Origin of the sequence: Rhizobium sp. RU36D (assembly GCF_900176345.1) — a bacterium.
GTDB lineage: Bacteria > Pseudomonadota > Alphaproteobacteria > Rhizobiales > Rhizobiaceae > Allorhizobium.
Map to the genome: position 1 here is coordinate 24,212 of NZ_FWXU01000003.1, position 21,742 is coordinate 45,953.

The 21,742-nt window shown below is 61.8% G+C and carries 23 protein-coding genes; 9 read left to right on the plus strand and 14 right to left on the minus strand.

Going from position 1 to position 21,742, the window contains the following annotated elements; genetic code table 11:
* Positions 1-13 precede the first annotated feature (13 nt).
* From B9A97_RS04700 to nthA, 3 genes are read right to left on the minus strand one after another with little or no spacing between them, the layout of a single operon-like run.
* Entirely contained in the window at positions 14-391 is a 378-nt protein-coding gene (locus tag B9A97_RS04700; RefSeq protein WP_084363881.1) for a nitrile hydratase accessory protein, read from the minus strand.
* Entirely contained in the window at positions 378-1,037 is a 660-nt protein-coding gene (gene nthB, locus B9A97_RS04705) for a nitrile hydratase subunit beta (protein WP_084363882.1), read from the minus strand. Before nthB ends, B9A97_RS04700 begins: the two co-directional genes overlap by 14 nt.
* Positions 1,034-1,702: a nitrile hydratase subunit alpha gene (nthA, locus tag B9A97_RS04710; RefSeq protein ID WP_244564130.1), complete on the minus strand. Its 669-nt coding sequence runs from the start codon at positions 1,700-1,702 to the stop codon at positions 1,034-1,036. Before nthA ends, nthB begins: the two co-directional genes overlap by 4 nt.
* 95 nt (positions 1,703-1,797) lie before the next feature.
* Here nthA and B9A97_RS04715 point away from each other — a divergent pair, with 95 nt between their 5' ends.
* Both B9A97_RS04715 and B9A97_RS04720 read left to right on the plus strand, forming a co-directional pair.
* A complete protein-coding gene (locus B9A97_RS04715; protein ID WP_084363884.1) occupies positions 1,798-3,078 on the plus strand; it encodes an SDR family oxidoreductase in 1,281 nt (426 codons plus the stop codon).
* A complete protein-coding gene (locus B9A97_RS04720; protein WP_084363885.1) occupies positions 3,078-3,557 on the plus strand; it encodes a DUF2269 family protein in 480 nt (159 codons plus the stop codon). The genes B9A97_RS04715 and B9A97_RS04720 overlap by 1 nt, the downstream gene beginning before the upstream one ends.
* Here B9A97_RS04720 and B9A97_RS04725 read toward each other — a convergent pair.
* Positions 3,549-4,145 (minus strand): LysE family translocator, encoded by a 597-nt coding sequence (locus B9A97_RS04725; RefSeq protein WP_084364144.1) that lies wholly within the window; start codon positions 4,143-4,145, stop codon positions 3,549-3,551. The genes B9A97_RS04720 and B9A97_RS04725 overlap by 9 nt on opposite strands.
* A 169-nt stretch (positions 4,146-4,314) precedes the next feature.
* Here B9A97_RS04725 and B9A97_RS04730 point away from each other — a divergent pair, with 169 nt between their 5' ends.
* Positions 4,315-5,160 carry an aldo/keto reductase gene (locus B9A97_RS04730; RefSeq protein WP_084363886.1) on the plus strand — a complete coding sequence of 282 codons (846 nt, stop codon included), beginning with the start codon at positions 4,315-4,317 and terminating at the stop codon, positions 5,158-5,160.
* 37 nt (positions 5,161-5,197) lie between these two features.
* Here B9A97_RS04730 and B9A97_RS04735 read toward each other — a convergent pair whose 3' ends face one another.
* The 3 genes from B9A97_RS04735 to B9A97_RS04745 all read right to left on the minus strand — a co-directional run bounded on the left by B9A97_RS04735 (position 5,198) and on the right by B9A97_RS04745 (position 6,818).
* Positions 5,198-5,437: a hypothetical protein gene (locus B9A97_RS04735; RefSeq protein WP_084363887.1), complete on the minus strand. Its 240-nt coding sequence runs from the start codon at positions 5,435-5,437 to the stop codon at positions 5,198-5,200.
* A 54-nt stretch (positions 5,438-5,491) separates the two neighbouring features.
* Entirely contained in the window at positions 5,492-5,773 is a 282-nt protein-coding gene (locus B9A97_RS04740) for a hypothetical protein (protein ID WP_084363888.1), read from the minus strand.
* A gap of 91 nt (positions 5,774-5,864) precedes the next feature.
* Positions 5,865-6,818, minus strand: a complete 954-nt coding sequence (locus tag B9A97_RS04745; RefSeq protein ID WP_084363889.1) for an acyl-CoA desaturase — start codon at positions 6,816-6,818, stop codon at positions 5,865-5,867.
* Positions 6,819-6,965: 147 nt separating this feature from the next.
* On the opposite strand from B9A97_RS04745, the gene B9A97_RS04750 reads away from it, so the two are divergent.
* Together B9A97_RS04750 and B9A97_RS04755 are read left to right on the plus strand one after the other, a co-directional pair.
* The gene (locus tag B9A97_RS04750; protein ID WP_084363890.1) at positions 6,966-7,370 is read left to right on the plus strand and encodes a metalloregulator ArsR/SmtB family transcription factor; all 405 of its coding nucleotides are present in this window, start codon (positions 6,966-6,968) and stop codon (positions 7,368-7,370) included.
* 154 nt (positions 7,371-7,524) lie between these two features.
* The gene (locus B9A97_RS04755; RefSeq protein WP_084363891.1) at positions 7,525-7,782 is read left to right on the plus strand and encodes a hypothetical protein; all 258 of its coding nucleotides are present in this window, start codon (positions 7,525-7,527) and stop codon (positions 7,780-7,782) included.
* 124 nt (positions 7,783-7,906) lie between these two features.
* On the opposite strand, the gene ilvN is transcribed toward B9A97_RS04755, so the two are convergent.
* Together ilvN and B9A97_RS04765 are read right to left on the minus strand one after the other, a co-directional pair.
* A complete protein-coding gene (gene ilvN, locus B9A97_RS04760; RefSeq protein WP_084363892.1) occupies positions 7,907-8,479 on the minus strand; it encodes an acetolactate synthase small subunit in 573 nt (190 codons plus the stop codon).
* Between the two features lie 17 nt (positions 8,480-8,496).
* Positions 8,497-10,254, minus strand: coding sequence for an acetolactate synthase 3 large subunit (locus tag B9A97_RS04765; RefSeq protein ID WP_084364145.1), 1,758 nt, complete (start codon positions 10,252-10,254; stop codon positions 8,497-8,499).
* A gap of 335 nt (positions 10,255-10,589) precedes the next feature.
* On the opposite strand from B9A97_RS04765, the gene B9A97_RS04770 reads away from it, so the two are divergent.
* Positions 10,590-12,725 (plus strand): ATP-binding protein, encoded by a 2,136-nt coding sequence (locus B9A97_RS04770; protein WP_084363893.1) that lies wholly within the window; start codon positions 10,590-10,592, stop codon positions 12,723-12,725.
* A gap of 30 nt (positions 12,726-12,755) precedes the next feature.
* On the opposite strand, the gene miaA is transcribed toward B9A97_RS04770, so the two are convergent.
* Entirely contained in the window at positions 12,756-13,652 is an 897-nt protein-coding gene (gene miaA, locus B9A97_RS04775) for a tRNA (adenosine(37)-N6)-dimethylallyltransferase MiaA (protein ID WP_084363894.1), read from the minus strand.
* Here miaA and serB point away from each other — a divergent pair.
* The 3 genes from serB (at position 13,651) to B9A97_RS04790 (ending at position 17,613) form a co-directional block, all read left to right on the plus strand.
* A complete protein-coding gene (gene serB, locus B9A97_RS04780; RefSeq protein WP_084363895.1) occupies positions 13,651-14,541 on the plus strand; it encodes a phosphoserine phosphatase SerB in 891 nt (296 codons plus the stop codon). The genes miaA and serB overlap by 2 nt on opposite strands.
* Positions 14,542-14,558: 17 nt before the next feature.
* Positions 14,559-15,119 carry a GNAT family N-acetyltransferase gene (locus B9A97_RS04785; protein WP_084363896.1) on the plus strand — a complete coding sequence of 187 codons (561 nt, stop codon included), beginning with the start codon at positions 14,559-14,561 and terminating at the stop codon, positions 15,117-15,119.
* Positions 15,120-15,219: 100 nt separating this feature from the next.
* Positions 15,220-17,613 (plus strand): putative bifunctional diguanylate cyclase/phosphodiesterase, encoded by a 2,394-nt coding sequence (locus B9A97_RS04790; protein ID WP_084363897.1) that lies wholly within the window; start codon positions 15,220-15,222, stop codon positions 17,611-17,613.
* Between the two features lie 34 nt (positions 17,614-17,647).
* Here B9A97_RS04790 and B9A97_RS04795 read toward each other — a convergent pair whose 3' ends face one another.
* From B9A97_RS04795 to hflK, 4 genes are all read right to left on the minus strand, one after another.
* Positions 17,648-19,276 carry a Do family serine endopeptidase gene (locus tag B9A97_RS04795; protein WP_084363898.1) on the minus strand — a complete coding sequence of 543 codons (1,629 nt, stop codon included), beginning with the start codon at positions 19,274-19,276 and terminating at the stop codon, positions 17,648-17,650.
* Between the two features lie 107 nt (positions 19,277-19,383).
* Positions 19,384-19,569 carry a DUF2065 domain-containing protein gene (locus B9A97_RS04800; RefSeq protein ID WP_084363899.1) on the minus strand — a complete coding sequence of 62 codons (186 nt, stop codon included), beginning with the start codon at positions 19,567-19,569 and terminating at the stop codon, positions 19,384-19,386.
* A 10-nt stretch (positions 19,570-19,579) separates the two neighbouring features.
* Entirely contained in the window at positions 19,580-20,575 is a 996-nt protein-coding gene (locus B9A97_RS04805; RefSeq protein ID WP_084363900.1) for a protease modulator HflC, read from the minus strand.
* A gap of 4 nt (positions 20,576-20,579) precedes the next feature.
* Positions 20,580-21,665 carry an FtsH protease activity modulator HflK gene (gene hflK, locus B9A97_RS04810; protein WP_084363901.1) on the minus strand — a complete coding sequence of 362 codons (1,086 nt, stop codon included), beginning with the start codon at positions 21,663-21,665 and terminating at the stop codon, positions 20,580-20,582.
* Positions 21,666-21,742 lie beyond the last annotated feature (77 nt).

Consider the following 21,742-nt stretch of genomic DNA (forward strand, 5'->3'; position numbering starts at 1 on the left):
GCGATCTGCTTTGTCAGGCGCCCCGCAAAGGATCATTGGTCAACTCGATCGGCTGACCATGCGGGGTCGCCTCGGCGGCTCTTTTCCAGCTGTCCTGCAGAGCCAGAACGGTGTCTTCCTCGGCAATGCCCTTGGCGACGAGCAACCGCGTCAGCGCCGCCACCCAGCCGTCGAAATAATCGCTACCGTCCTCGGCACGGCCAGGCTTGTGCAACTCGCCGGACAGGGTTTCGGCCCATTCCGCCCAGGAAAACAGGCCCTGCCGATGCAGATGCACGGTCATGGCAAAGGCCTGCGCCTGCCAGGGCTCAGCGAACACCGGATCACCCTCGCTGGAGACCGGCAAGCCGGGGGAAGCCGAAAGCTGCGATCGGACCTCACAGGAGCTCAAGATAGCTCTCCCAGGCATCGATGGAGACCGTCAGGGTAGGGTCGCAGCCCTCGCCCCAGATCTCCGCCGCATCGAACACCACGGTATATACCCATTGCGGGTTTTCGCCTTTCCCATGGGCGTTGTCGTCGGGAAAGACGAAACTGCCCTGCACAGCCTCGATCGTGCCGACCTTGGCGCGCGCGTAGCGCGGCAGCCGCGTATGGGTCTCCGGATGGAAATTGCGCGTCCGCACCATGTCGCCGGGGGCAAAACGCGGCTCGGTCCTGACCGGACGGTCGCAAGGCCCGCCTCTGGCCAACACGCCCGCCACCATATCGGCCTTCAGCACGCGCTTGGGCACCGCGCCCTCGACACGGTGGTGGCCCCCGACCAGTTCCTCCCGCGTGGCAAAGCCATGACGCTCCAGCAAGACGTCCACCGCCCGGATCCAGATCTCGTAATAGCTTGCCGCCAGATATTTGGCTGGCGGGATGCTTTCGCGCGCATGTCGGCTTTCATCAATGGTCCAGGCTCCGAAGGCCCCGCAGGACAAGGTAATTCCGAGCGCCCGCTTTTCCCATTCCGCATGGAAATACGGCTCGTCTTTTTCCGGAGCAACGGGGCCGAAACCCATCTGGCCGCCAAGATCGTGGGGACCGTTCATCCGCGATCTCCGGGGGAAAGGGCAAGCCCAGTGCCTATCATCGAGTCCCGGGTCACAAGATCAGCCAGTGCATCGGCATCAAGGCCTTCGGTTCCCTCGGGTCGCTCAGGCACTACAAGATAGCGCAGTTCCGCTGTCGAGTCCCAGACCCTGATCTTCGTCTCTGCCGGAAGCTCGACACCAAATTCCGCCAGGACCGCACGGGGATTGATGACCGCTCGCGATCGATAGGCCGGCGCCTTGTACCACACCGGCGGCAGGCCGAGCACCGACCACGGATAGCAGGAGCACAGGGTGCAGACGACCATGTTATGCGTATCGGACGTGTTGAACACGGCGCGCATATGCTCGCCCTGCCGCCCTGTGAAGCCGAGGCTTGCAATGGCTGCCGTCGCATCCGCCTTCAGCCACTCGGCAAATGCCGGCTCTGTCCAGGCCTTTGCCACCACCTTGGCGCCGTTGCGCGGGCCGATCTTGGTTTCATAGGTCTCGACGATCTCGTCGATTGCCGCCGGATCGATCAGCCCCTTTTCCGTCAGCAGCGTCTCGAGCGCGCGCACCCTGGCCTGCATGTCCGTATATTGGTTGTCATGGTCATGGCCATGATCATGACTATGATCATGATGGTGGTGATGATCATGGGAATGATCGTGATCGGCGCTCACGGCAGGGCTCCTCAAAACAGGTGCAAGACTTTTAGGCGCGACAAAGGTGTTCGCCAAGCCCTATTCGAAACCGAGACCTCCTATAGGCTGTGGGCATGAAGATACTGATTCTTGGCGCCAGCGGTTTCATCGGCGCGACCGTTCTGCAACGGCTGATCTCAGACGGCCATCACGTCACCGGACTGGCCCGTGATGTAGCGCGCGCCGCCAATCGCCATGGCCATGCCGCATGGGTCAAGGCAGACCTTTCGGCGATGACGAAACCGGAAGATTGGCTACCGCTACTGCAAGACCATGAGGCGGTGATCAACTGCGCCGGTGCGCTGCAGGATGGCTTGAGCGACAATGTCGCCGCGACCCAGGAAACCGCCATGCTGGCGCTTTACACGGCGGCAAGGCAAAGCGGCGGCAAGCGCATTATCCAGATTTCCGCCGGGGTGGAGGGCGGGGGCGCCGACCTGCCCTTCCTGGCAACCAAGCGACGCGCCGATGCAGAACTCTCACGGTCCGGCCTGGATTCCACCATCCTGCGGCCGGCCCTGGTCGTCGGCCGCAACGCCCATGGCGGGACCGCCCTGCTCAGGGCCCTCGCTGCGATGCCGATGGTCCTGCCGCTCGTCTATGCCGCAAGCCCGATGGAAACCGTGTCCGTGGACGATGTGGCGGAGGCGGTCTCACGCGCGGTAACCGGCTCCATTTCCGGCGACATCACGCTGGCGGCGCCTGGCATCTTGACCCTGGGCGATGCCGTCGCCCTGCACCGTGCCTGGCTCGGGCTACGCCCCGCACCGCGGATCGACCTGCCGCCATGGTGCGCCCGCCCCGTGACCATCGTGGCAGACCTCGCCGGTCGCCTCGGCTGGCGCTCGCCGCTGCGCTCCACGGCCATGGCCGTCATGTCGGAGGGCGTGATTGGCGAACAGGACCGCCCGGCCCCACCTTTCCCCCTGCGGTCGCTGCGGCAAACTCTTTCGTCCCATCCCGCCGGCGTGCAGGATCTCTGGTTTGCCCGCCTCTATCTGCTGAAGGCGCCTGTTATCGTCACGCTTTCGCTTTTCTGGCTGCTCTCGGGCCTCATTCCCTTGGCGGAACCCGCGCGCGCTGCAGCGCATTTTCAGCCTTTGCTGCCGCCCGCCGGTGCGCTGGCCATGCTGTTGTTCACCTGCGCGCTCGATGTCGCCTTGGGCCTTGCCGTTCTGGTCCGGCCTTTCGCGCGGCGAGCCCTCATCGGCATGCTGCTGTTGAGCGCTGGCTATCTCCTGTCCGCCACCCTGGTCGAACCGGCCCTCTGGGCCGATCCGCTCGGCCCCCTGGTCAAGGTGCTGCCGTCGATCCTGCTGACCTTGGTGGCGCTTGCCACGCTGGATGAGCGCTGATGGCCTACGAGGAAATCCTCCGTCTCATTCATGTGGTCGGCGCGACCGTGCTCCTGGGAACCGGCGCCGGTATCGCCTTCTTCATGGTCATGGCGGTCAGGACCCGCAATGCCGCGCTGATCGCACACGTCGCGAGCACCGTCGTCATCGCGGACACCCTGTTCACGGCGACAGCGGTCATTCTTCAGCCAATATCGGGCGCCTTGCTGGCTGAGGCCGTGGGGTGGTCGCTGTGGGACGGCTGGATTGTCCTGTCGCTGTTGCTCTACGTTTTTACAGGCGTATTCTGGCTGCCGGTCGTCTGGATCCAGATCCGCTTGCGCGATATCGCCCGGGAAAGTGCCGCCTCTGGTGCGCCGCTACCCAAACACTTCTTCACGCTCTATCGCATCTGGTTTGCCTGCGGCTTCCCGGCCTTCTTCGCGGTGATTGCGATCTTCTGGCTGATGCTGAACAAGCCGGATATCGCGCTATTTTAGCATCGGCCAGAGACTGAGAACCAGAAGCACCGCCATGGTGATGTTGAACCATTTGAGCCGCGCCGGCACGGCCAACCAGTCACGCAGGACTGAGCCAAATCCCGCCCAGGTCGAGACCGAGGGCACGTTGACGGCGGCAAACACCAGTCCAACGACAAACACGCTGAACAGGTAGCGTGCCGGATCGGTATAGGTGGCCATGGCCGCGACAGCCATCACCCAGGCTTTTGGATTGACCCATTGGAACGAGGCCGCCGCCAGGAAACTCATCGGCTTTGCCGTATCGCCATTACCTTCGCCAAGGCTTCGCGAGCTCGCAAGCTTCCAGGCGATCCAGAGGAGATAGAGCCCACCGGCGATCTTCAATGCGATGAAGAGTGGTGGGAATGCCGCAAGCACGGCGCCGAGGCCAAGCCCAACGCCGAGCAGCAGCGACAGGAAGCCTGCGCCAATGCCCACCATATGCGGCACCGTCCGGCGAAAGCCAAAGTTCACGCCGGAGGCGAACAGCATCATGTTGTTCGGTCCGGGCGTGATCGAGGTGGCAAAGGCAAAGCCGATCAGGGCCAGCAGGGTTTCCAGGGGCATGCTCATTCTCTCGATCTCAAGGGCTGCCGAAAATAGTCTACCCGCAGCCGCAGGACCAATGCCACTTGCTGATGCGCCCAGCAAAACAATTGATCCATCAACGTTGAAACAGCCGCTGGCTCGGATAAGGTCGCCTTGGGATTGTGAACGAACTGCGGACGAATCAGACATGCATGACAGCATACCGACAGTGACCCTGCGCAACGGCGTCGAAGTTCCGTCGATCGGTCTCGGCACCTGGAAGATGGGCGAGAACCGGAGTCGTGCCAGCGAGGAAATCGACAGTCTGCGGCTCGGACTTGATCTCGGCATGACCCTGGTGGACACCGCGGAAATGTATGGGGATGGCGGCGCCGAGAAGGTCGTCGGCAAAGCACTTGAAGATCGCCGCGACGATGTTTTCCTAGTGAGCAAGGTCTATCCGTGGAATGCAAGCTTCGACAAGACGATCGCCGCTTGCGACCAAAGCCTCTCCCGGCTCGGCACCGACAGGCTGGACCTTTACCTGTTGCATTGGCGGGGCGACTATCCGCTCGCCGAAACCGTGGCGGCGTTCGAGGAACTGAAGCGCCAGGGAAAGATCGGCGCCTGGGGCGTCTCCAACTTCGACACCGATGACATGGAAGAGCTTTGGCGCGTGCCCGATGGCGACAAGTGCGCGGCCAATCAGGTGCTCTACAATCTGGCCCGGCGCGGCATCGAGTATGATCTCCTGCCGTGGTGTCAGCAGCGGGGCGTCGCCGTCATGGCCTATTCCCCGATCGATCAGGGGCGGATCCTGAAAAACCCCGATCTCATTCATCTCGCCAAGACCTATCAGGCCACGCCGGCCCAAGTGGCACTTGCCTTTCTTCTGGAGCGCGATGGCGTGATCGTCATTCCGAAATCCGCCAATCTGCGTCGCGTGCGGGAAAACCGCGATACCGTCGACCTCGATATCAGCGACGAGGATTGGGCAATCCTGGACACCGCCTTCCCGCCGCCGGACAGAAAAAAGCCGCTGGAAATGATCTGATTTCCAACGGCTCGACTGACAACGATGTAGGGCATTATTACTGGCGGACCACCTCAAGGCTTGCGACCTGTGGCAGGACCACCCGCTCCGCCTTGGCGACTTGAGCGCTTGGAAAGTTTGCGAGATCAGGGCTGCTCGTCGGCAGGCTACCGGCAACGGCGTAAACCACACCGATCGCCACCACGGCAGTTACAAGAAGCGCCTTTTTCGGAGAGTTGCGCTCAGCCCGAGCGCCATCTTCACGATCATCGATATAAGGACCAACACACCGCATCATGGGTGAACCCTCCTTGGGTGAAACGGCATCGAGCCGCGACATCATGTCTGGACTTTAAGACGGCATGCAGCTGTTGAGCTGCGCGACATCAGGTGAAACGCCATCAGGACCGAACTGGTCGTAACAATCGATGACCCACTCGACGGTCATCTCCTCGTCTTCCTCGGCCAAAATGGCCTGGGGCACCACTCTGGAAGACTTACCTATAACCGCCTGCTGGAACTCGGCCGGGGCAAAGGCTGGAAGACTAGCCGAAGCAACCCCGGTTTCATGCGCTGCAAATGCAGCACCGAGAAAAATGAGACTTGCTGCTGTGACGATCGCTGACCTGTTCATGACGCGCTCCTTTCGATGATGGAAACGCGCGATCTGGCGATTTGTTCAAATCCGCTCCTGTCAAGCGACAATCACATTTTCTTTACAGCTTTTACACGCGTGTTGCGCTGATGCCATAGCCTGGCGTGCGTTGGTGCGCGTGGGGCTTGGCTACTAGCCGCAGTCCTTCGCGATGGGGCACGCTATCGGGCAACTTGATCCCGCTAGCGAGACCTTGTCGTTCGAGCAGCTTGATGAACCACCAACCCAGGTCGATTTCACCCGACTGCAGACCGAGGCGTGCAGATTGCGGGAACGCGTGATGGTTGCCGTGAAAACTCTCACCGAACGTGACGAGGCCAAACCGGTTGAGATTAAAGCCTTGCACCGCGACGTCATCGACACTCCAGGTCTGCTGACCTGACCGATGGGCAAAATGCCCGATCAGCCAATGGCCTGTCAGCGAGACGCTCACTCTCACGGCAACCCCCCAGACAACCCAAGACACACCGCCGAAAGCGAAGAGAAGCAGCGCCATCGGCAACTGCTGCCACATCCACGTCGCTTCCAGGAAACGGTAGACCTTATCTCGAGCAACCCGGTCTTCGATGACGAAAACCGGAGGATGCCGCAGTTCGACCGCGCAATGCATTTGCCAGAACGCATCCTGGAAAAACGATCGGCGATGAGCGAACAGGTCATGGCACACGCGCTGCCGCTGCGCCCAATCCCTGATGTCATGGGCGTAGATCATCCCGAATGGTCCGGCCATACCGACAAGCGTCCCGAGATAGACCAGAATATACTCCAGCCACATCGGAATGGCGAAGGAACGGTGGATGAGCAGCCGATGCATCCCGACCGAATGGCCAAGACAGATCGTAGTGGCGGTCAAGCAAGCGAAAACGGCCACCGCATCCCAGGATATTGTGAGGGGACCAGCAACCAGAGCCACGATTATCATCATGGAGGTCCAAAGAGATTTCGGAGCCACCCATACGACGTTGCCTATCACGGCATCACTGGCCGGGCCGGCGCGCATACGTTCCGTCGACACCGCTGCCATGTAGCACCCCGCATGGTGATTAGGAAATTACCTAATCACCAAATAGCACAATTTAAAATTTAGGCAATTATCTAATTAACAAACAGCCAGATTGCATCGATGTCAGAGATCGCTTACAGCTGTCGGCATGAAGGCGGTTTCTGTTGCATGAGTGAAAAGGCCGATGATGATGCCGAGGAAAGTGGCGCAAGCCGCTCGGCTCAGCGTGTCTTCAATGCGCTGGCCTCCGCACCGCGTCGCAAAATCCTGGCGTATCTCTCCGCGTCAGGCCTGACGGCCGGCGAGATCGCAGCGCGTTTCGACATGACCAAGCCATCGGTCTCGCAACATCTCTCCATCCTGGAAGAGGCCGGGCTGATTACTCGGAAGAAGCGCGGCCAGTTCGTTCACTATTCGCTGGTTCCGAACAACCTGGTGAACACGCTGACCGGCTTTGTCCAGGAGGTCTGCCCTGTCGGCAGGCCGCTGAAGAAAGAAAGCAGGGCAAAGGCTAAAAAGTCCGAGGCGGTCGCGCAAATGTCAATGCCGCTGGACGAAGCTCATAGACGGTAACCCCCGCCCCAGTCACGTTTCATGAATGCCCCGCTGCGAGCCGTTACGGTTAACGTCGCATGAACAGCCCGTTCGCCGCCAGTTCAGGGGCGGTCCTCTAGAACTGGATCATCGCAAGGACGCGATAATCCAGACAGCGAGAGAGGACAAGACAATGATGAAGACCGCAGTGACCGCCGCCGTGATGACGATGGCGACCATATCCATGAGCTCGCAGGCCGGTGCTGAAACCCGCGTGCCGCTGAAAACAACATCCGTCGCCAGCGTCAAGGGCGACAAGATTGCAGCCCCGAAGGGTCAGGCAACCATGCGCGAGAATGTCGCCGAGGAATGGACACTGGCCTGCTACGCGGAGTTCGGCCCGAACGCGACGCATCCCGATGCCGCGCTTCTGGAAAAGTGCCTCAATTGATCGACACCGCAGCGGTCAATCGCTTGGCCAGCACGGCACAGCACGCCGTAAACAGCCAGACTTTAGCCTTCCGCAGACTAAGCAGGCGGTGCGCCACCGCCTGCTGCTACCGATTTAGAAATCGTTACATGCCCTGCGAGCCGCGGTTCATGGCGGCGATGCCGGTGCGGCAGATTTCGTTGAGACCGAGCGGCTTCATCACCGCGACGAACTGGTCGATCTTCGAGGACTTGCCGGTGATCTCGAAGATGAAATGCTCCACCGTCGCATCGACGACCTTGGCATGGAACGCATCCGCCAGACGCAGGGTTTCAGCGCGGGTCTCGCCGGTGCCGCGGACTTTCACCAGCGCAACCTCACGCTCGATCGGCCGCTCCTGGCCAAGTTCGCGCGCCCGCACCGTCAGGTCCACCACCCGGTGAACCGGAACGATGCGCTCGAGCTGGGCCTTGATCTGCTCCAGCACGCCCGGCGTGCCCCGGGTGACGATGGTGATGCGCGACAGATGCGCCTCATGCTCGGTTTCCGAGACCGTCAGGCTCTCGATGTTGTAGCCCCGACCGGAAAACAAGCCGATGACGCGCGCCAGAACCCCCGGCTCGTTGGTGACCAGCACCGAAAGCGTGTGGCTTTCGGCGGGATTGGTTTCCGGGGTGATGAAGTAGGCGGAGCCCGTGGGCTGAAGATGTGCGTTCATGTCTGGTTCTCCCCTGATCAGACCAACTGGCGGCCCTTGGCGTCGATGGCGGTGGCGACGACCTCGTCGGTTGCCTCGTCCGGCAGCAGCATCTCGTTATGTGCCTTGCCCGATGGGATCATCGGGAAGCAGTTGGCGAGATTGGCCACGCGGCAATCGAAGATGACCGGCTTCTTGACGTTGATCATCTCCTCGATCGCGGCATCAAGATCAGCGGGATGTTCGCAGCGCAGGCCCACGGCACCATAGGCCTCCGCCAGCTTGACGAAGTCAGGCATGGCGTCGGTATAGGAATGCGACAGGCGGTTACCATGCAGCAGCTGCTGCCACTGGCGGACCATGCCCATATACTGGTTGTTCAGGATGAAGATCTTGACCGGCAGCTCATACTGCACGGCGCAGGACATTTCCTGAATGCACATCTGGATCGACGCATCGCCGGCAATGTCGATGACCAGGCTCTCGGGATGGGCAACCTGGACGCCGATGGCGGCCGGGAAGCCATAACCCATGGTGCCGAGACCGCCCGAGGTCATCCAATGATTGGGCTCTTCGAAGCCGAAGAACTGGGCGGCCCACATCTGGTGCTGACCAACCTCAGTGGTGATATAGGTATCACGTCCCTGGGTTAGCGCCGCCAGCCGCTCGATCGCATATTGCGGCATGATGACGTCCTTGGACGGGGTGTAAGCGAAGGACTTACGGGCCCGCCAGCGTTCGATGCTGGCCTTCCACTCGGCCGTCTGCTGGGTTTCGGGACGCCTGGTGAGCGCCTTCCATTCCGCAACCATCACGTCGAGAACGCGGCCGACGTCACCGGGAATGCCGATATCGACGCGGACATTCTTGTTGATCGACGAGGTATCGATGTCGATATGGATCTTCTTCGAGCCCGGCGAAAACGCATTGAGCCGCCCGGTGATACGGTCATCGAAGCGTGCGCCGATGCAGACCATGACGTCGCAGTCGTGCATCGCCATGTTGGCTTCATAGGACCCGTGCATGCCCAGCATGCCGAGCCAGTTCTTGCCCGAGGCCGGATAGGCGCCGAGGCCCATCAGGGTCGAGGTGATCGGGAAATCCGTCAATTCGACCAGTTCCCGCAGCAGCCGAGTGGCTTCGGGTCCGGAATTGATGACGCCGCCGCCGGTATAGAGGATCGGCCGGCGCGCTGATGCCATCAGCTCGACAGCGGCCTTGATCGCATGGCGGTCGCCATCCATGCGCGGCTGATAGCTCTTCTCGATGATATCGGCGCTCGGCGGCGTATAGGTGCCGGTCGCGAACTGGATATCCTTGGGGATATCGACAACGACGGGACCCGGCCGGCCCGACTTGGCGATCCGGAAAGCCTCGTGGATGATCCGGGCGAGATCGTTGACGTCCTTGACCAGCCAGTTGTGCTTGGTGCAGGGCCGGGTGATACCGACGGTATCGCATTCCTGGAAGGCGTCTGAGCCGATCAGCGAGGTCGGAACCTGGCCGGTCAGGCAGACGAGCGGAACGCTGTCCATCAGGGCATCCTGCAGGGGGGTGACGGCATTGGTGGCACCGGGACCGGAGGTCACCAGCATGACGCCGACCTTGCCGGTGGAGCGGGCATACCCTTCCGCGGCATGGCCGGCGCCCTGCTCATGGCGCACCAGGATGTGCTGGATGTCGTCCTGCTGGAAGATCTCGTCATAGATCGGCAGAACCGCGCCGCCGGGATAGCCGAAGATATGCTCGACCCCGTTGTCCTTCAGCGCCCGCAAAACGATCTCGGCGCCCGTCATCTTCATCTCTGTACCCGTCATGCCTCTTCCCGTCCGTCATCCTGGATGTTTTGATGTGGGCTAATAGCCCGGTTCAGGCCATAAAAAAAGGCTCCCTGGGGAGCCTGTTTGTCTGCGCATGGGTGGCTATCGCCGGATGGTTACACCATCCTGCCCATGCGCCATCCCACCACGATAAGTGCCTTAAGATTTTTCATGACGCTCTTGATAGCCACAAAGCGGCGATCCGTCAACGCAATTGGTCAAAAAAGCGTAACCTGCGGTCTCTCGCCATCATTCCTATACGCCTTGTTAACGCGCCAAACCTTAGGGTGGCCCGAGCAGGGAGTGTGAATTTGCTGAACGACGACCTCCACAAGTCAGGTACGGCGGGCGAACAGGATCGCCGTGACCGTATGCATCCCGGCTATCGCATGCTCGGCCGTATCGTCGCCTGCAATGGTTCTCGCGCGACCATAGCTGCGACCGCCGAAGGTGGTAATACAGACCTTACAGAGCTCTGGTCCGTCGGACGGCTGATCTCCATCACCGTTGGCGAAAATCGCGTCGTCGCCCTCGCCTATTCCATGAAGACGGGCTCCAGCGCCTGGGGGGAGAACGAAGACAATACCTTCCTGATCGAGGTGGAGCTTCTGGGCGAGGTGCACAAGGGCCTGTCCGGGCGCGAGGAATTCTCGACCGGCATTTCTCGCTATCCCTATCTCGGCGCGATCGCTCATCGCATCCGCGCCGCCGACCTCTTGCGCATTTATGACACCGGCAAGGGCGACACCTGCGTCATCGGCAAGCTGACCCAGGACGAATCGATCGACGCCACGATCCATATCCCCTCCATGCTGTCGAAGCACTTCGCCATCGTCGGCTCCACGGGCGTCGGCAAGTCGACCGCCGTTTCCCTGCTGCTGCACAAGGCAATCGAGAGCGATCCGAAGCTGCGCGTGCTGATCCTCGATCCGCACAACGAATTCGCGGCCGCCTTCCCCAAACATGCCGTCGTGATCGACACGGACACGCTGGACCTGCCCTTCTGGCTTATGAAGCTCGACGAATTCGCCGAGGTGCTGTTTCGCGGACGCCCGCCGGTGGCCGATGAACTGGATATCCTGCGCGACCTGATGCCCGAGGCCAAGCGCGCCTTCCGCGGCTCGGAATCGGCGCTGATGCGCCGCTCGAACGACAAGAGTTCCATCACCGCGGATACGCCGGTCCCCTACCGCGTCGCCGACCTGCTGGCACTGATCGACGAGCGCATCGGCCGCCTGGAAGGCCGTGGCGAAAAGCCGTTCCTGCGGTCGTTGAAGATGCGCATCATGTCAGCCATCAACGACCCGCGCTACCATTTCATGTTCTCCAACAACACGATCAGCGACACGATCATGGAGACCATCGCCCATATCTTCCGTATTCCCGGAGAAAACCGGCCGATCTCCACCTTCCAGCTCTCTGGCATCCCATCTGAAGTGGTGAACTCCGTCGCCTCGGTGCTCTGTCGCATGGCATTTGAGATCGCGCTGTGGTCCAATGGGGCGATCCATATGCTGGTGGTCTGCGAGGAGGCACACCGCTATGTGCCGGCCGATCCCAATCTCGGCTTCTTCCCAACGCGCCAGGCCATTGCCCGCATCGCCAAGGAAGGCCGCAAATACGGGGTTTCCCTCGGCGTGATTACCCAGCGCCCTGGCGAACTGGACCAGACGATCCTGTCCCAGTGCTCGACGCTGTTTGCCATGCGGCTCGCCAACGACAGGGACCAGGAGATCATTCGCTCGGCCATTCCCGACAGTTCGATCTCGACCACCAGCTTCATTTCGTCCATCGGCAATGGCGAGGCCATCGCCTTCGGTGAGGCCGTGGCGGTGCCGATGCGCATGCGCTTCTCGCGCGTCAGCGACCAATTGCTGCCCAAGGCCAATGGCGTCTCCGCGAAAGTGACGGACGAAACGCCTGATACGGTCGATCTGCGCAGCGTCGTCAGCCGCATGCGCCAGATGGCAGGTCCTGACATCTCCGCCTTCCAGGCAAGTTTTGCGGCAACGCAGGACGGTTTTACGGCCTCTGCGGGCCAGGAGGATGAGGACGACGTCGCCGATCCGCCAGTCGCACCGCGGGCGCTTGATCGCCGCGCAACCGACCTGCCGCGCCAACCGGTTACGCCCCCGCCGCTGGCGGCCCGGGATACGCCGCCGATCGAGCCTTACCGCCCCGACATGCTGCCGCGAGCAACCTCCGCTCCACCACCGATAGAGCCATCCGGCATGCGGCGCGATGGATTTGCGGAACAGCGGCGCGACACACTGCGCGAACCGGTTGCCGCCCGCGAGGCACCTCCGTCTGCACCGCCGCCGATCCAGCGCAGTTTCGGCGCAGATCCTCCGGCGCCGGCGGCATCGTCTATCCGCCGCGAACCCGGTACATCCCTGCGCGACAGCATCCTGAGGAAACCACTCTCCAGTCTCTACAACAAGGACTGAAACGACAGGCGGTGACATAAGGAGCCGGTGCTACGGCACCACCCGCTCCCACGTCTCGTCCATCTGGTTGCGAAACCAGGTCATCTGGCGCTTGGCATATTGACGCGTCGCCGCCGACGAGAGCGCGATGACCTCGGCCTTGCTGAGGGAGCCCTGCAGCATCGCGGCGATCTGGGAGACGCCGATTGCCTTCATGGCGGGCATTTCGGGAGCGAGATTTAATGCGAGCAAGGCCTCCACCTCCTCCACGGCGCCCTCGTCCAGCATCTTCGCAAACCGCCTGTTGATACGGTCATGCAGCAATGATCGCTCCGGCAGGACGACGATTTTCCGCGCCTTCAGGGGATCGACGACCACAGGCCCGGCCTTGCCCTGGAACGCCGATATCGACTGACCGGTGGCCTCCAGCACTTCCAATGCCCTGATAATCCGCTGGCCGTCTTCAACCGCGAGCCGGGCGGCAATATCAGGATCACGCTCCGCCAAGATAGCATGCAGGTCGGTCGCCCCCTCGGCCAGCAGGCGTGACCGCCAATGCTCGCGAATCTCAGCCGGGATCTCGGGCATGTCCGAAAGCCCACCGGTGAGCGCCTTGAAATAGAGCCCCGTTCCCCCGACGATCACAGGCATCCGCCGCTGTGCCTTCAGTTCGGCCAGCAGCGAGGAGATCTCCCGCAACCACTCGCCGGTCGAGTAGCTGCGCCGCGGATCGACATGGCCGTAGAGATGATGCGGCACGCCATCCATCTCGTCCTGGGATGGGCGGGCGGTCAGCACCCGCAGCACGCCATAGACCTGCATGCTGTCGGCATTGATCACGACACCGTCATACTGGCGGGCAAGCGACAGCGCCAGCGCGGACTTGCCGCTGGCGGTCGGCCCGGTTATCAGGATCGCATCCATTTGTTGATCGGGGTTCTTCATCATGGCCTTCGTTGCCACGCTTATCGCCAATCCGTCAAATCCTGTTCTCCTCCCCGCGCTTGGCGAACAGGCGGCGGCAGCCGTCAACGCCTCGGGTCTGTACTGGCTGGCGGACGGCATCGCCTGCGATATCGCCCTTCCCGATAGCAGCGACCCTGCTCTAGCCGAACAGCAATTGCGGGATCTGCTAGCGGGTCAGCCAATCGACGTGGCTGTCCAGGTGGCTGAGTCCCGCCGCAAGAAATTCCTGATCGCCGACATGGACTCGACCATGATCGGCCAGGAATGCATTGACGAACTGGCGGCCGAGGTCGGGCTGAAGGACAAGGTTGCAGCCATCACCGCCCGCGCGATGAATGGCGAGATAGCGTTTGAGCCGGCGCTGCGGGAACGCGTGGCGCTGCTCAAGGGCCTGCCTTCTTCCGTGGTCGGCGAGGTCATTGCCAAACGCATCACGTTGACACCGGGTGGTCTGGAACTGATCGCCACCATGAAGGCGAAGGGCTATTACACGGCGCTGGTGTCAGGCGGCTTCACCGTCTTCACCGGCCCGATCGGCAAGCGTCTCGGCTTTCATGAGGACCGTGCCAATATCCTGATCGAAGCGGACGGCAAGCTTGTCGGCGAAGTGGCCGAACCGATCCTCGGCAAGCAGGCGAAGGTCGATGCACTGATCGACATCACCTCCCGGCTTGGCATTTCGCCGGAAGACACGATTGCTGTCGGTGATGGCGCCAACGATCTCGGCATGCTGCAGCTTGCGGGCTCCGGCGTCGCCCTGCATGCAAAGCCGGTGGTCTCGGCGCAGGCGAAGCTCAGGCTGGATCATGCTGATCTGACGGGCCTGCTCTATCTCCAAGGCTATCGGAAGACCGATTTCGTCTATCCCTGATCGAAGGAATGTAGTCCATGATCTACCTGGAAACCCCGCGCCTCGTCCTGCGCAACTGGATTGACAGCGACAGGGACCTGTTCCGGGAAATCTTTTCCGATCCCAAGGTCATGGAATTTTTTCCCTATCGCCGCAGCCATGCGGAGGCGGACGAGACCTTGGACCGCGTGCGCGACATGATCGCCAAGAACGGCGTGGGCTTCTTCGCCACCGTATTGAAGGAAACCGACGAACCGATCGGCTTCTGCGGCTTGTCGCTGACCAATCTCGAGCCTGCATTGCCAAAGGACACCGTTGAGATCGGCTGGCGTATGGCGACCCGTTTCTGGGGCAATGGCTATGTAACGGAAGCCGCCCGCGCTCTTCTAGCCTTCGGCTTCGAGACCAAAGGATACGACGAAATCGTTTCCTTTGCGGTGGAAGGCAACCGTCGCTCGACCGCCGTGATGCAGCGCATCGGCATGCATCGCGATCCCGCAGGCGATTTCGATCACCCTCGCGTGCCGGACAGCCATCCCCACCTGAAACGCCACGTTCTCTACAGGCTGTCTGCCTTGGATTGGCGGCAGCAATCCTGACCGGACGAAAGCTGGACCTGCTCCCTTCTTCGAACAGATAGAGTGAATGCCACGCCTCGGATTCATTCGCCTTTAAGCGAATGCAGCTATTCTAATATCCATGAAGCTAGCAACCCTCTATGGCAATCTGTCGCTTCGCATGCGAGCGGCCGGGGATCGGTACCTGCGTCTGGGCGAAGAAGGCCAGACGGAGAGCGAGGCCGCGCGCATCCGTGCCATCCGGCTCTCGACCGTGCTGCGCAACACGCCATGGATGATGGCCGCCAATGTCGGCAATGCCATCGTCACGCTCGCTGCCTTCTGGAACAGCCCGATGTTCACGCTGGTGACCGTCTGGGCCGCGTTCATCTTCGCGCTTGCCGTGCTGACTGGCATCACCTGGTGGCGCACCCGCAACCGGCCCCAACGGGAAACAGCCTCCTTGCGCGGAACCCGCCATGCGGTGATCTATGCCGCCATATTGAGCGGCCTCTGGGCGATCCTCGACGCCGCCTTCTACATGCATGCCGACCACAACCAGCGACTGGTGCTCGTGGCCCTGACCGTGGGCATGGCCGGCGGCGGCGGCTTTGCATTGGCGACCGTTCCACCCGCCTCGCTGATCTTCAGCGTCTTCATGGGCATCGGTGCGGTGCTTGCCGTCAGTTCGACGCCGCAGATCATCGGCCTCAACCTGCTCATCCTCTATGCCATTTATGCCGTCATCATCACGCGCGCATCCCTCGCTCTCTGCGATAGCTTCACCCATCGCGTCCGGGCACAGATCGCCGCGGACGAGCAGCGCGATGTCATCGGCCTGCTGCTGAATGATTTCGAAGAGAATGCATCGGACTGGCTCTGGGGCACGGATGCCGACCACCGCATGCGCCGTGCCTCGCCACGCTATTTTGAACTGACGGGACTGTCGGAGGCGGAGACCTTCGGCAAGCCCTTGTGGACGCTTCTGCCCGGGGCGAACAGCACCGGCCCGACCATGCAGCGACTGAGCGGCTTCGCCGCGCTGCGCCACCAGATGGAATCTCGCGACAGCTTCCGGGATTTCGAGATCAACATCGTGAAGGACGGCAAGCCCGGCGTATGGTCGCTCAGCGCCCGCCCGGTCTATGACAACAAGGGCAATTTCGCTGGCTATCGTGGTGTCGGGCGCGACGTCACCGCCGCCCAGGAGGCCCGTCGCCGCATCGAATACATGGCCCGCCACGATGCCCTGACCGATCTCGGCAATCGGGTGATGATGACGGAAGACTTCGCCCGCGCGATATCGCGGCTGGAGAGCATGAACGAGCGGTTCTCGGTGCTGCTGCTCGATCTCGATCGCTTCAAGCAGGTGAACGACAATCACGGCCACGGCGCCGGCGACGAACTCCTGAAGAAGGTCGCCCACTTGCTGAAGCAGCAAACGGGCGAACTCGATACCATCGCGCGCCTCGGCGGCGATGAGTTCGCCATCATCCAGTCCGGCGTCACCGATGCGCGGCAATCCGCCGACCTCGCCGAACGCATCATCGCTGTGCTGTCGCGCCCCTTTTCCCTGTCGAGCGGAACGGCCCGCATCGGGGTGAGCATCGGCATAGCCTGCGCGCCGCTGGACGGCCGGCAAGCCGACATGCTGATGCGCAATGCCGATCTGGCGCTCTACCGCGCCAAGGCGGATGGTCGCAACCGCTATCGCTTCTTCGACAAATCACTCGATTCGGCCGCGCGGCGCCGCAACCTGATCGAACAGGAATTGCGCAGTGCCGTGGCGCAGGAGGCGCTCAGCCTCAAGTTCCAGCCGCTTGTCGATGCCCGGAGCGGCGACGTCGTCTGCGTCGAGGCCCTGCTGCGCTGGGAGCATCCAGAACTCGGCACCATCAGCCCCGGCGAGTTCATTCCGATCGCCGAAGACATTGGCCTGATTACGGAAATCGGTGCCTGGGTCATCCGGCACGGCTGCATGGAAGCAACCCGCTGGCCGGAAAGCGTACGGATCGCGATCAACCTGTCGCCCAGGCAGTTCAGCACGCTTGGCCTGTTCCAGACCATCCGCATGGCCTTGCAGGAGACAAGGCTGCCGGCGGCGCGGCTGGAATTCGAAGTGACGGAATCGCTTCTGCTGAACAGCAACAGCGTAGTCGAATCAACGCTGATCGCGGTCAAGAATCTTGGCGTGCGCATAGCGCTGGACGATTTCGGCACCGGCTATTCGTCGCTGAGTTATCTGCGCAAATACCGCTTCGACAAGCTCAAGATCGACCAGTCCTTCATTTCCGATATCGAGCACAATGCCAACAGCCGCGCCATCGTCGATGCGGTCATCAGACTCGGCCATGACCTGAACCTGACCCTGGTCGCCGAAGGGGTAGAGACCGAAGGACAGTTCAACACCCTGCGCGAGATGGGCTGCAAGGAATTGCAAGGCTACTTCGTGGCCCGGCCAATGGACCCTCAGTCCCTGCTCGACTTCCTGGCGCAAACAACCAGTTCGGAGCCGACCGACCGCATCCGCGCCTGACGGCTTGAACTGGCGTCGCCATCCAGGAACGATATCACTCCAAAGGCACGGCGACGAAGCGAAGATCCCCGGCAGGGTTTGCGATCATCAGATGCGCGCTGCGCCGGCCCTCGCTCTTGAGCGACTTGACCGTCTCGGCGACATCCTGAGGCGTCTGCATGAATTCCTGCGACACCTCGACGATCACCTCGCCGACCTTCAGGCCCTTCTCCGCGGCAGCGGATCCCGCAGCGACCTCGGTGATGACAACCCCTTCGACGCTCTCCACGATGGAGAATTGGGCACGTTTCTCGTCATCGAGGGCTGACAAGGTCATGCCAAGGGTAGAAGCCGGAACGGCCGCGTCAGGCGACTGCTGCTCTTCGGCGCCGGGCGTCTCCTGGCTGTCCGTGCTATCATCCTCGGCGACGGGCGGTTCGACCGTGCCGTCAGACGCAGCCGCATCGTTTTCAGCCACGTCACTGTCCTCGAGACGACCAAGTGTCACCTTCACCGTCTGCTCCTTGCCGTCGCGGACGATCACCACGTCGAGCTCCGCGCCGATCGCACTTTCCGCCACCACGCGCACCAGGTCGCGGGTGTCGTTCACCGCCTTGCCGTCGAACTTGACGATCACGTCGCCGGCGACCAGAGGCCCGTTCTCCACCGGGCCGCCCTTGATGATGCCGCTGACAAGCGCACCCTTGGCGCCATCGAGCCCGACGCTCTTGGCCAGGTCATCCGTAACAGGCTGAATGCGAACACCGAGCCAGCCACGGCGGGTCTCGCCGAATTCGATCAGCTGCTTGACGATATTCTCGGCCAGTTCCGTCGGCACGGCAAAGCCGATGCCGATCGATCCGCCGCTCGGTGAAATGATGGCCGTGTTGATGCCGATCACCTCGCCATTCATGTTGAACAGCGGTCCGCCGGAATTGCCCTTGTTGATCGCCGCATCGGTCTGGATGAAATTGTCATAGGGGCCGGCATTGATGTTTCGGCCACGGGCGGAAATGATCCCGAGGGTCACCGAACCGCCAAGGCCGAAGGGATTGCCGATCGCAATCACCCAGTCGCCGATGCGCATGCGCCGGGAATCGCCGAACTTGACCGCCTTAAGCGGCTTGGGCGGCTCGACCTTCAACACCGACAAGTCGGTCTTGGTGTCGGTTCCGATCAGCGTCGCTTTCAGCTTCGACCCATCGGGGAACACGGCCTCGATGTCGTCGGCATTTTCAATGACGTGGTTGTTCGTGACGATGAAGCCGGAGGGGTCGATCACGAAACCGGAGCCAAGCGAGTTGACCTTCTGGTTGCCCTCGCCGCCATTGCGGTTCTTGAAGAAATCCTCGAAAAACTCCTGGAAGGGCGAGCCTTCCGGAATCTGCGGCAACGGCCCCTCGCCTTCCTCCTTCACGCTCTGCGACGTCGAAATGTTCACGACGGCATCCAGCAGCCCTCCGGCAAGATCGGCCACGGATTGCGGACCGAGCACTGGCGCGGGGACCGGAGCCGGTGTGGCGGGCGCAGGCGGGGCTGGAGCGGGCGGGACCGGCGGCGCCGGCATCGAGGATTGCTGCGCTCTGGCTGCGGTAAGCCCGACAGGCGACAGCGCCATGACCAGCGCGCTGCCGGTTGCCATCAGGAACCGGAAGGCAGAGTTTTGTTTCGCAGGCAGGTTCATCGGACGTCCTCATGATGCGGAATCGCAGTCAACTTGTCGGAAGCATAAGGCGGAAACATGGAGGGGGAAATGGTCTTCGCCGTAAAGCTGTCGTGAACGACGCTTTCTCAGCCGCGCAGCAGCCAGACAAGCCCTACGCCGAGCGTCACAGCGACAAGGCCGCATAGGCGAAGGTGCTGCTCGGGGATCGACGGCAACATCTTTGCCATGTCGACAAGAAAACGAGGGGCCAGTGCATAGACCAGCCCCTCGATGATCAGAAAGAATGCAATACCGGTCAGAAGATCCGACATTGCAGCCCGGTCAGTTTCCAGCGGCCGGTGCCGCAGGTGCGGCCGGGGCGGCAGGTGCCGTTGCGGGCGCAGCCGGTGCTACCGCATTGGCAGGCGTCTGAAGCGCACCCTGCGACCCGTTCGGCGCGCGACCGCCGGCGTTGTCGAAGAAGCGGAAGAAGTCCGAATTCGGCGACAACACCATGGTCGTGTTGGAATCTGCCAGCGACGATCCATAGGCCGCCATCGAGCGGTAGAACTCGAAGAAGGCGGGATCGCGCGAGAAGGCTTCACCGAAGATGCGGTTACGTTCCGCATCGCCCTCGCCTCGCAGGATTTCCGAATCCCGGCGCGCTTCCGATTCGATCTCGACGACCTGACGGTCGGCAATCGCGCGACGGCGCTGGCCTTCTTCGTTACCGCGGGCGCGGATCAGTTCGGCTTCCGCCAAACGCTCGGCCTTCATGCGGTCGAAGGTCTGCTGCGAGACTTCCTGGGTCAGGTCGGTGCGACGGATACGGACGTCATCAATGGTGATACCAAGCGACTCGGCATCCACCCGAAGATCCTCGCGGACCTCCTGCATCATTGAGGAGCGCGCGTCGGAAAGTGCCGATTCGAAGCCCCGCAGACCGTAGACGCGACGCAGCGAGGCGTCGAGACGGGTCGTCAGACGGGATTCCGCAGCATCGCGGTCACCCGAAACGGTCTGGCGGAAACGCCGGGGATCGGTGATCTTGTAGACGACGAAGGCATCGACTTCATAGAACTTGCCGCCCGAGACCTGCACGCGGATATTGTCGAGATCAAAGCGCAGGGCCTGATCCTGGACATACTGAACGCGATCCGCATCCATGAAGGCGAAGGGAAGCTTGAAGTACAGGCCCGGTTCGGAATGAACCGACTGGATTTGACCGAAGCGCACGACGACGGCCTGCTGGCGCTCGTTGACCACGAAGACCGAGGAGTAGACGAGCAGCAGGACGGCAGCGATGCCGATCAGGATGACTGGAAGACGATTGGACATGATATCAATTGCCTCCCTGCGTCGGACGGGCGATTTCATTCAGGGGCAGATAGGGCACGACGCCCTGCGCCTCGTCAATGATGACCTTCTTCGAGTTTTTCAGAACCTGCTCCATGGTCTCGAGATAGAGACGCTGACGGGTGACCTCAGGCGCGGTCGTATACTGCTCGTAGATCGAAACGAAGCGCTGCGCCTCACCTTCGGCTTCGTTCACGACGCGATCCTTGTAGGCGGACGCCTCTTCGCGGATCTGGGCCGCCTGGCCTCGCGCCTGACCGAGCTTCTGGTTGGCATAGCGGTTGGCTTCTTCAACGAAACGGTCTTCGTCCTGCTCGGCACGCTGCACTTCATCGAAGGCATCGGCCACTTCACGCGGCGGAGCGGCATCCTCGATGGCAACGGCGTTGATGGAAATACCGGCGCCATAGGTGTCCATGGTGCCCTGGATGATGGCACGCACGTCGGTGGCGATTTCCTGACGGGCGTCGCGGAAAATATCCTGCGCCGGACGGCGGCCGACCACTTCGCGCATTGCGCTTTCGGAAACCTGCTGCAGGGTTTCGGCCGGGCTCTCGACGTTGAACAGGAAGGCCTTGGGATCACTGACGGTAAACAGTACCGAGAACTGCACGTTGACGATGTTCTGGTCGCCGGTCAGCATCAGGCCGGCATTCGAATTCGAGGCGGCACGCGAACCGATATTCTGCTGCTGTTCGGTAACCTTGACGATCTCCACGGTTTCGAACGGCCAGATATGGAAGTGCAGGCCCGGCATCGAGACCTCTTCCTTCGGCTTGCCGAAGCGCAGTTCAACGCCGCGCTCGTCAGGCTGAATGGTGTAGATCGACTGCATCAGGGCGAAGACCACAACCACGCCCAGCAGGATCAGCACGATCCCGCCATTGAAGCCACCGGGAACGAGGTTCTTCAGGCGATCCTGGCCGCGACGGATGATCTCGTCGAGATCCGGCGGTGTACCGCCCCCGCGTGGCCGGTTCGGCCCCTGGCCCCAGGGGCCCTGATTGTTACCTCCGCCACCGCCGCCGCCCCATGGACCGCCGCCGCCGCCGTTCTGATTGCTCCAGGGCATCAATACCTCTTTGTTCGTCTCATCCCGTGATTCCGCCTCCCCATCGCCCCGTGGCAACGAACGCGGAATTCCAGCAC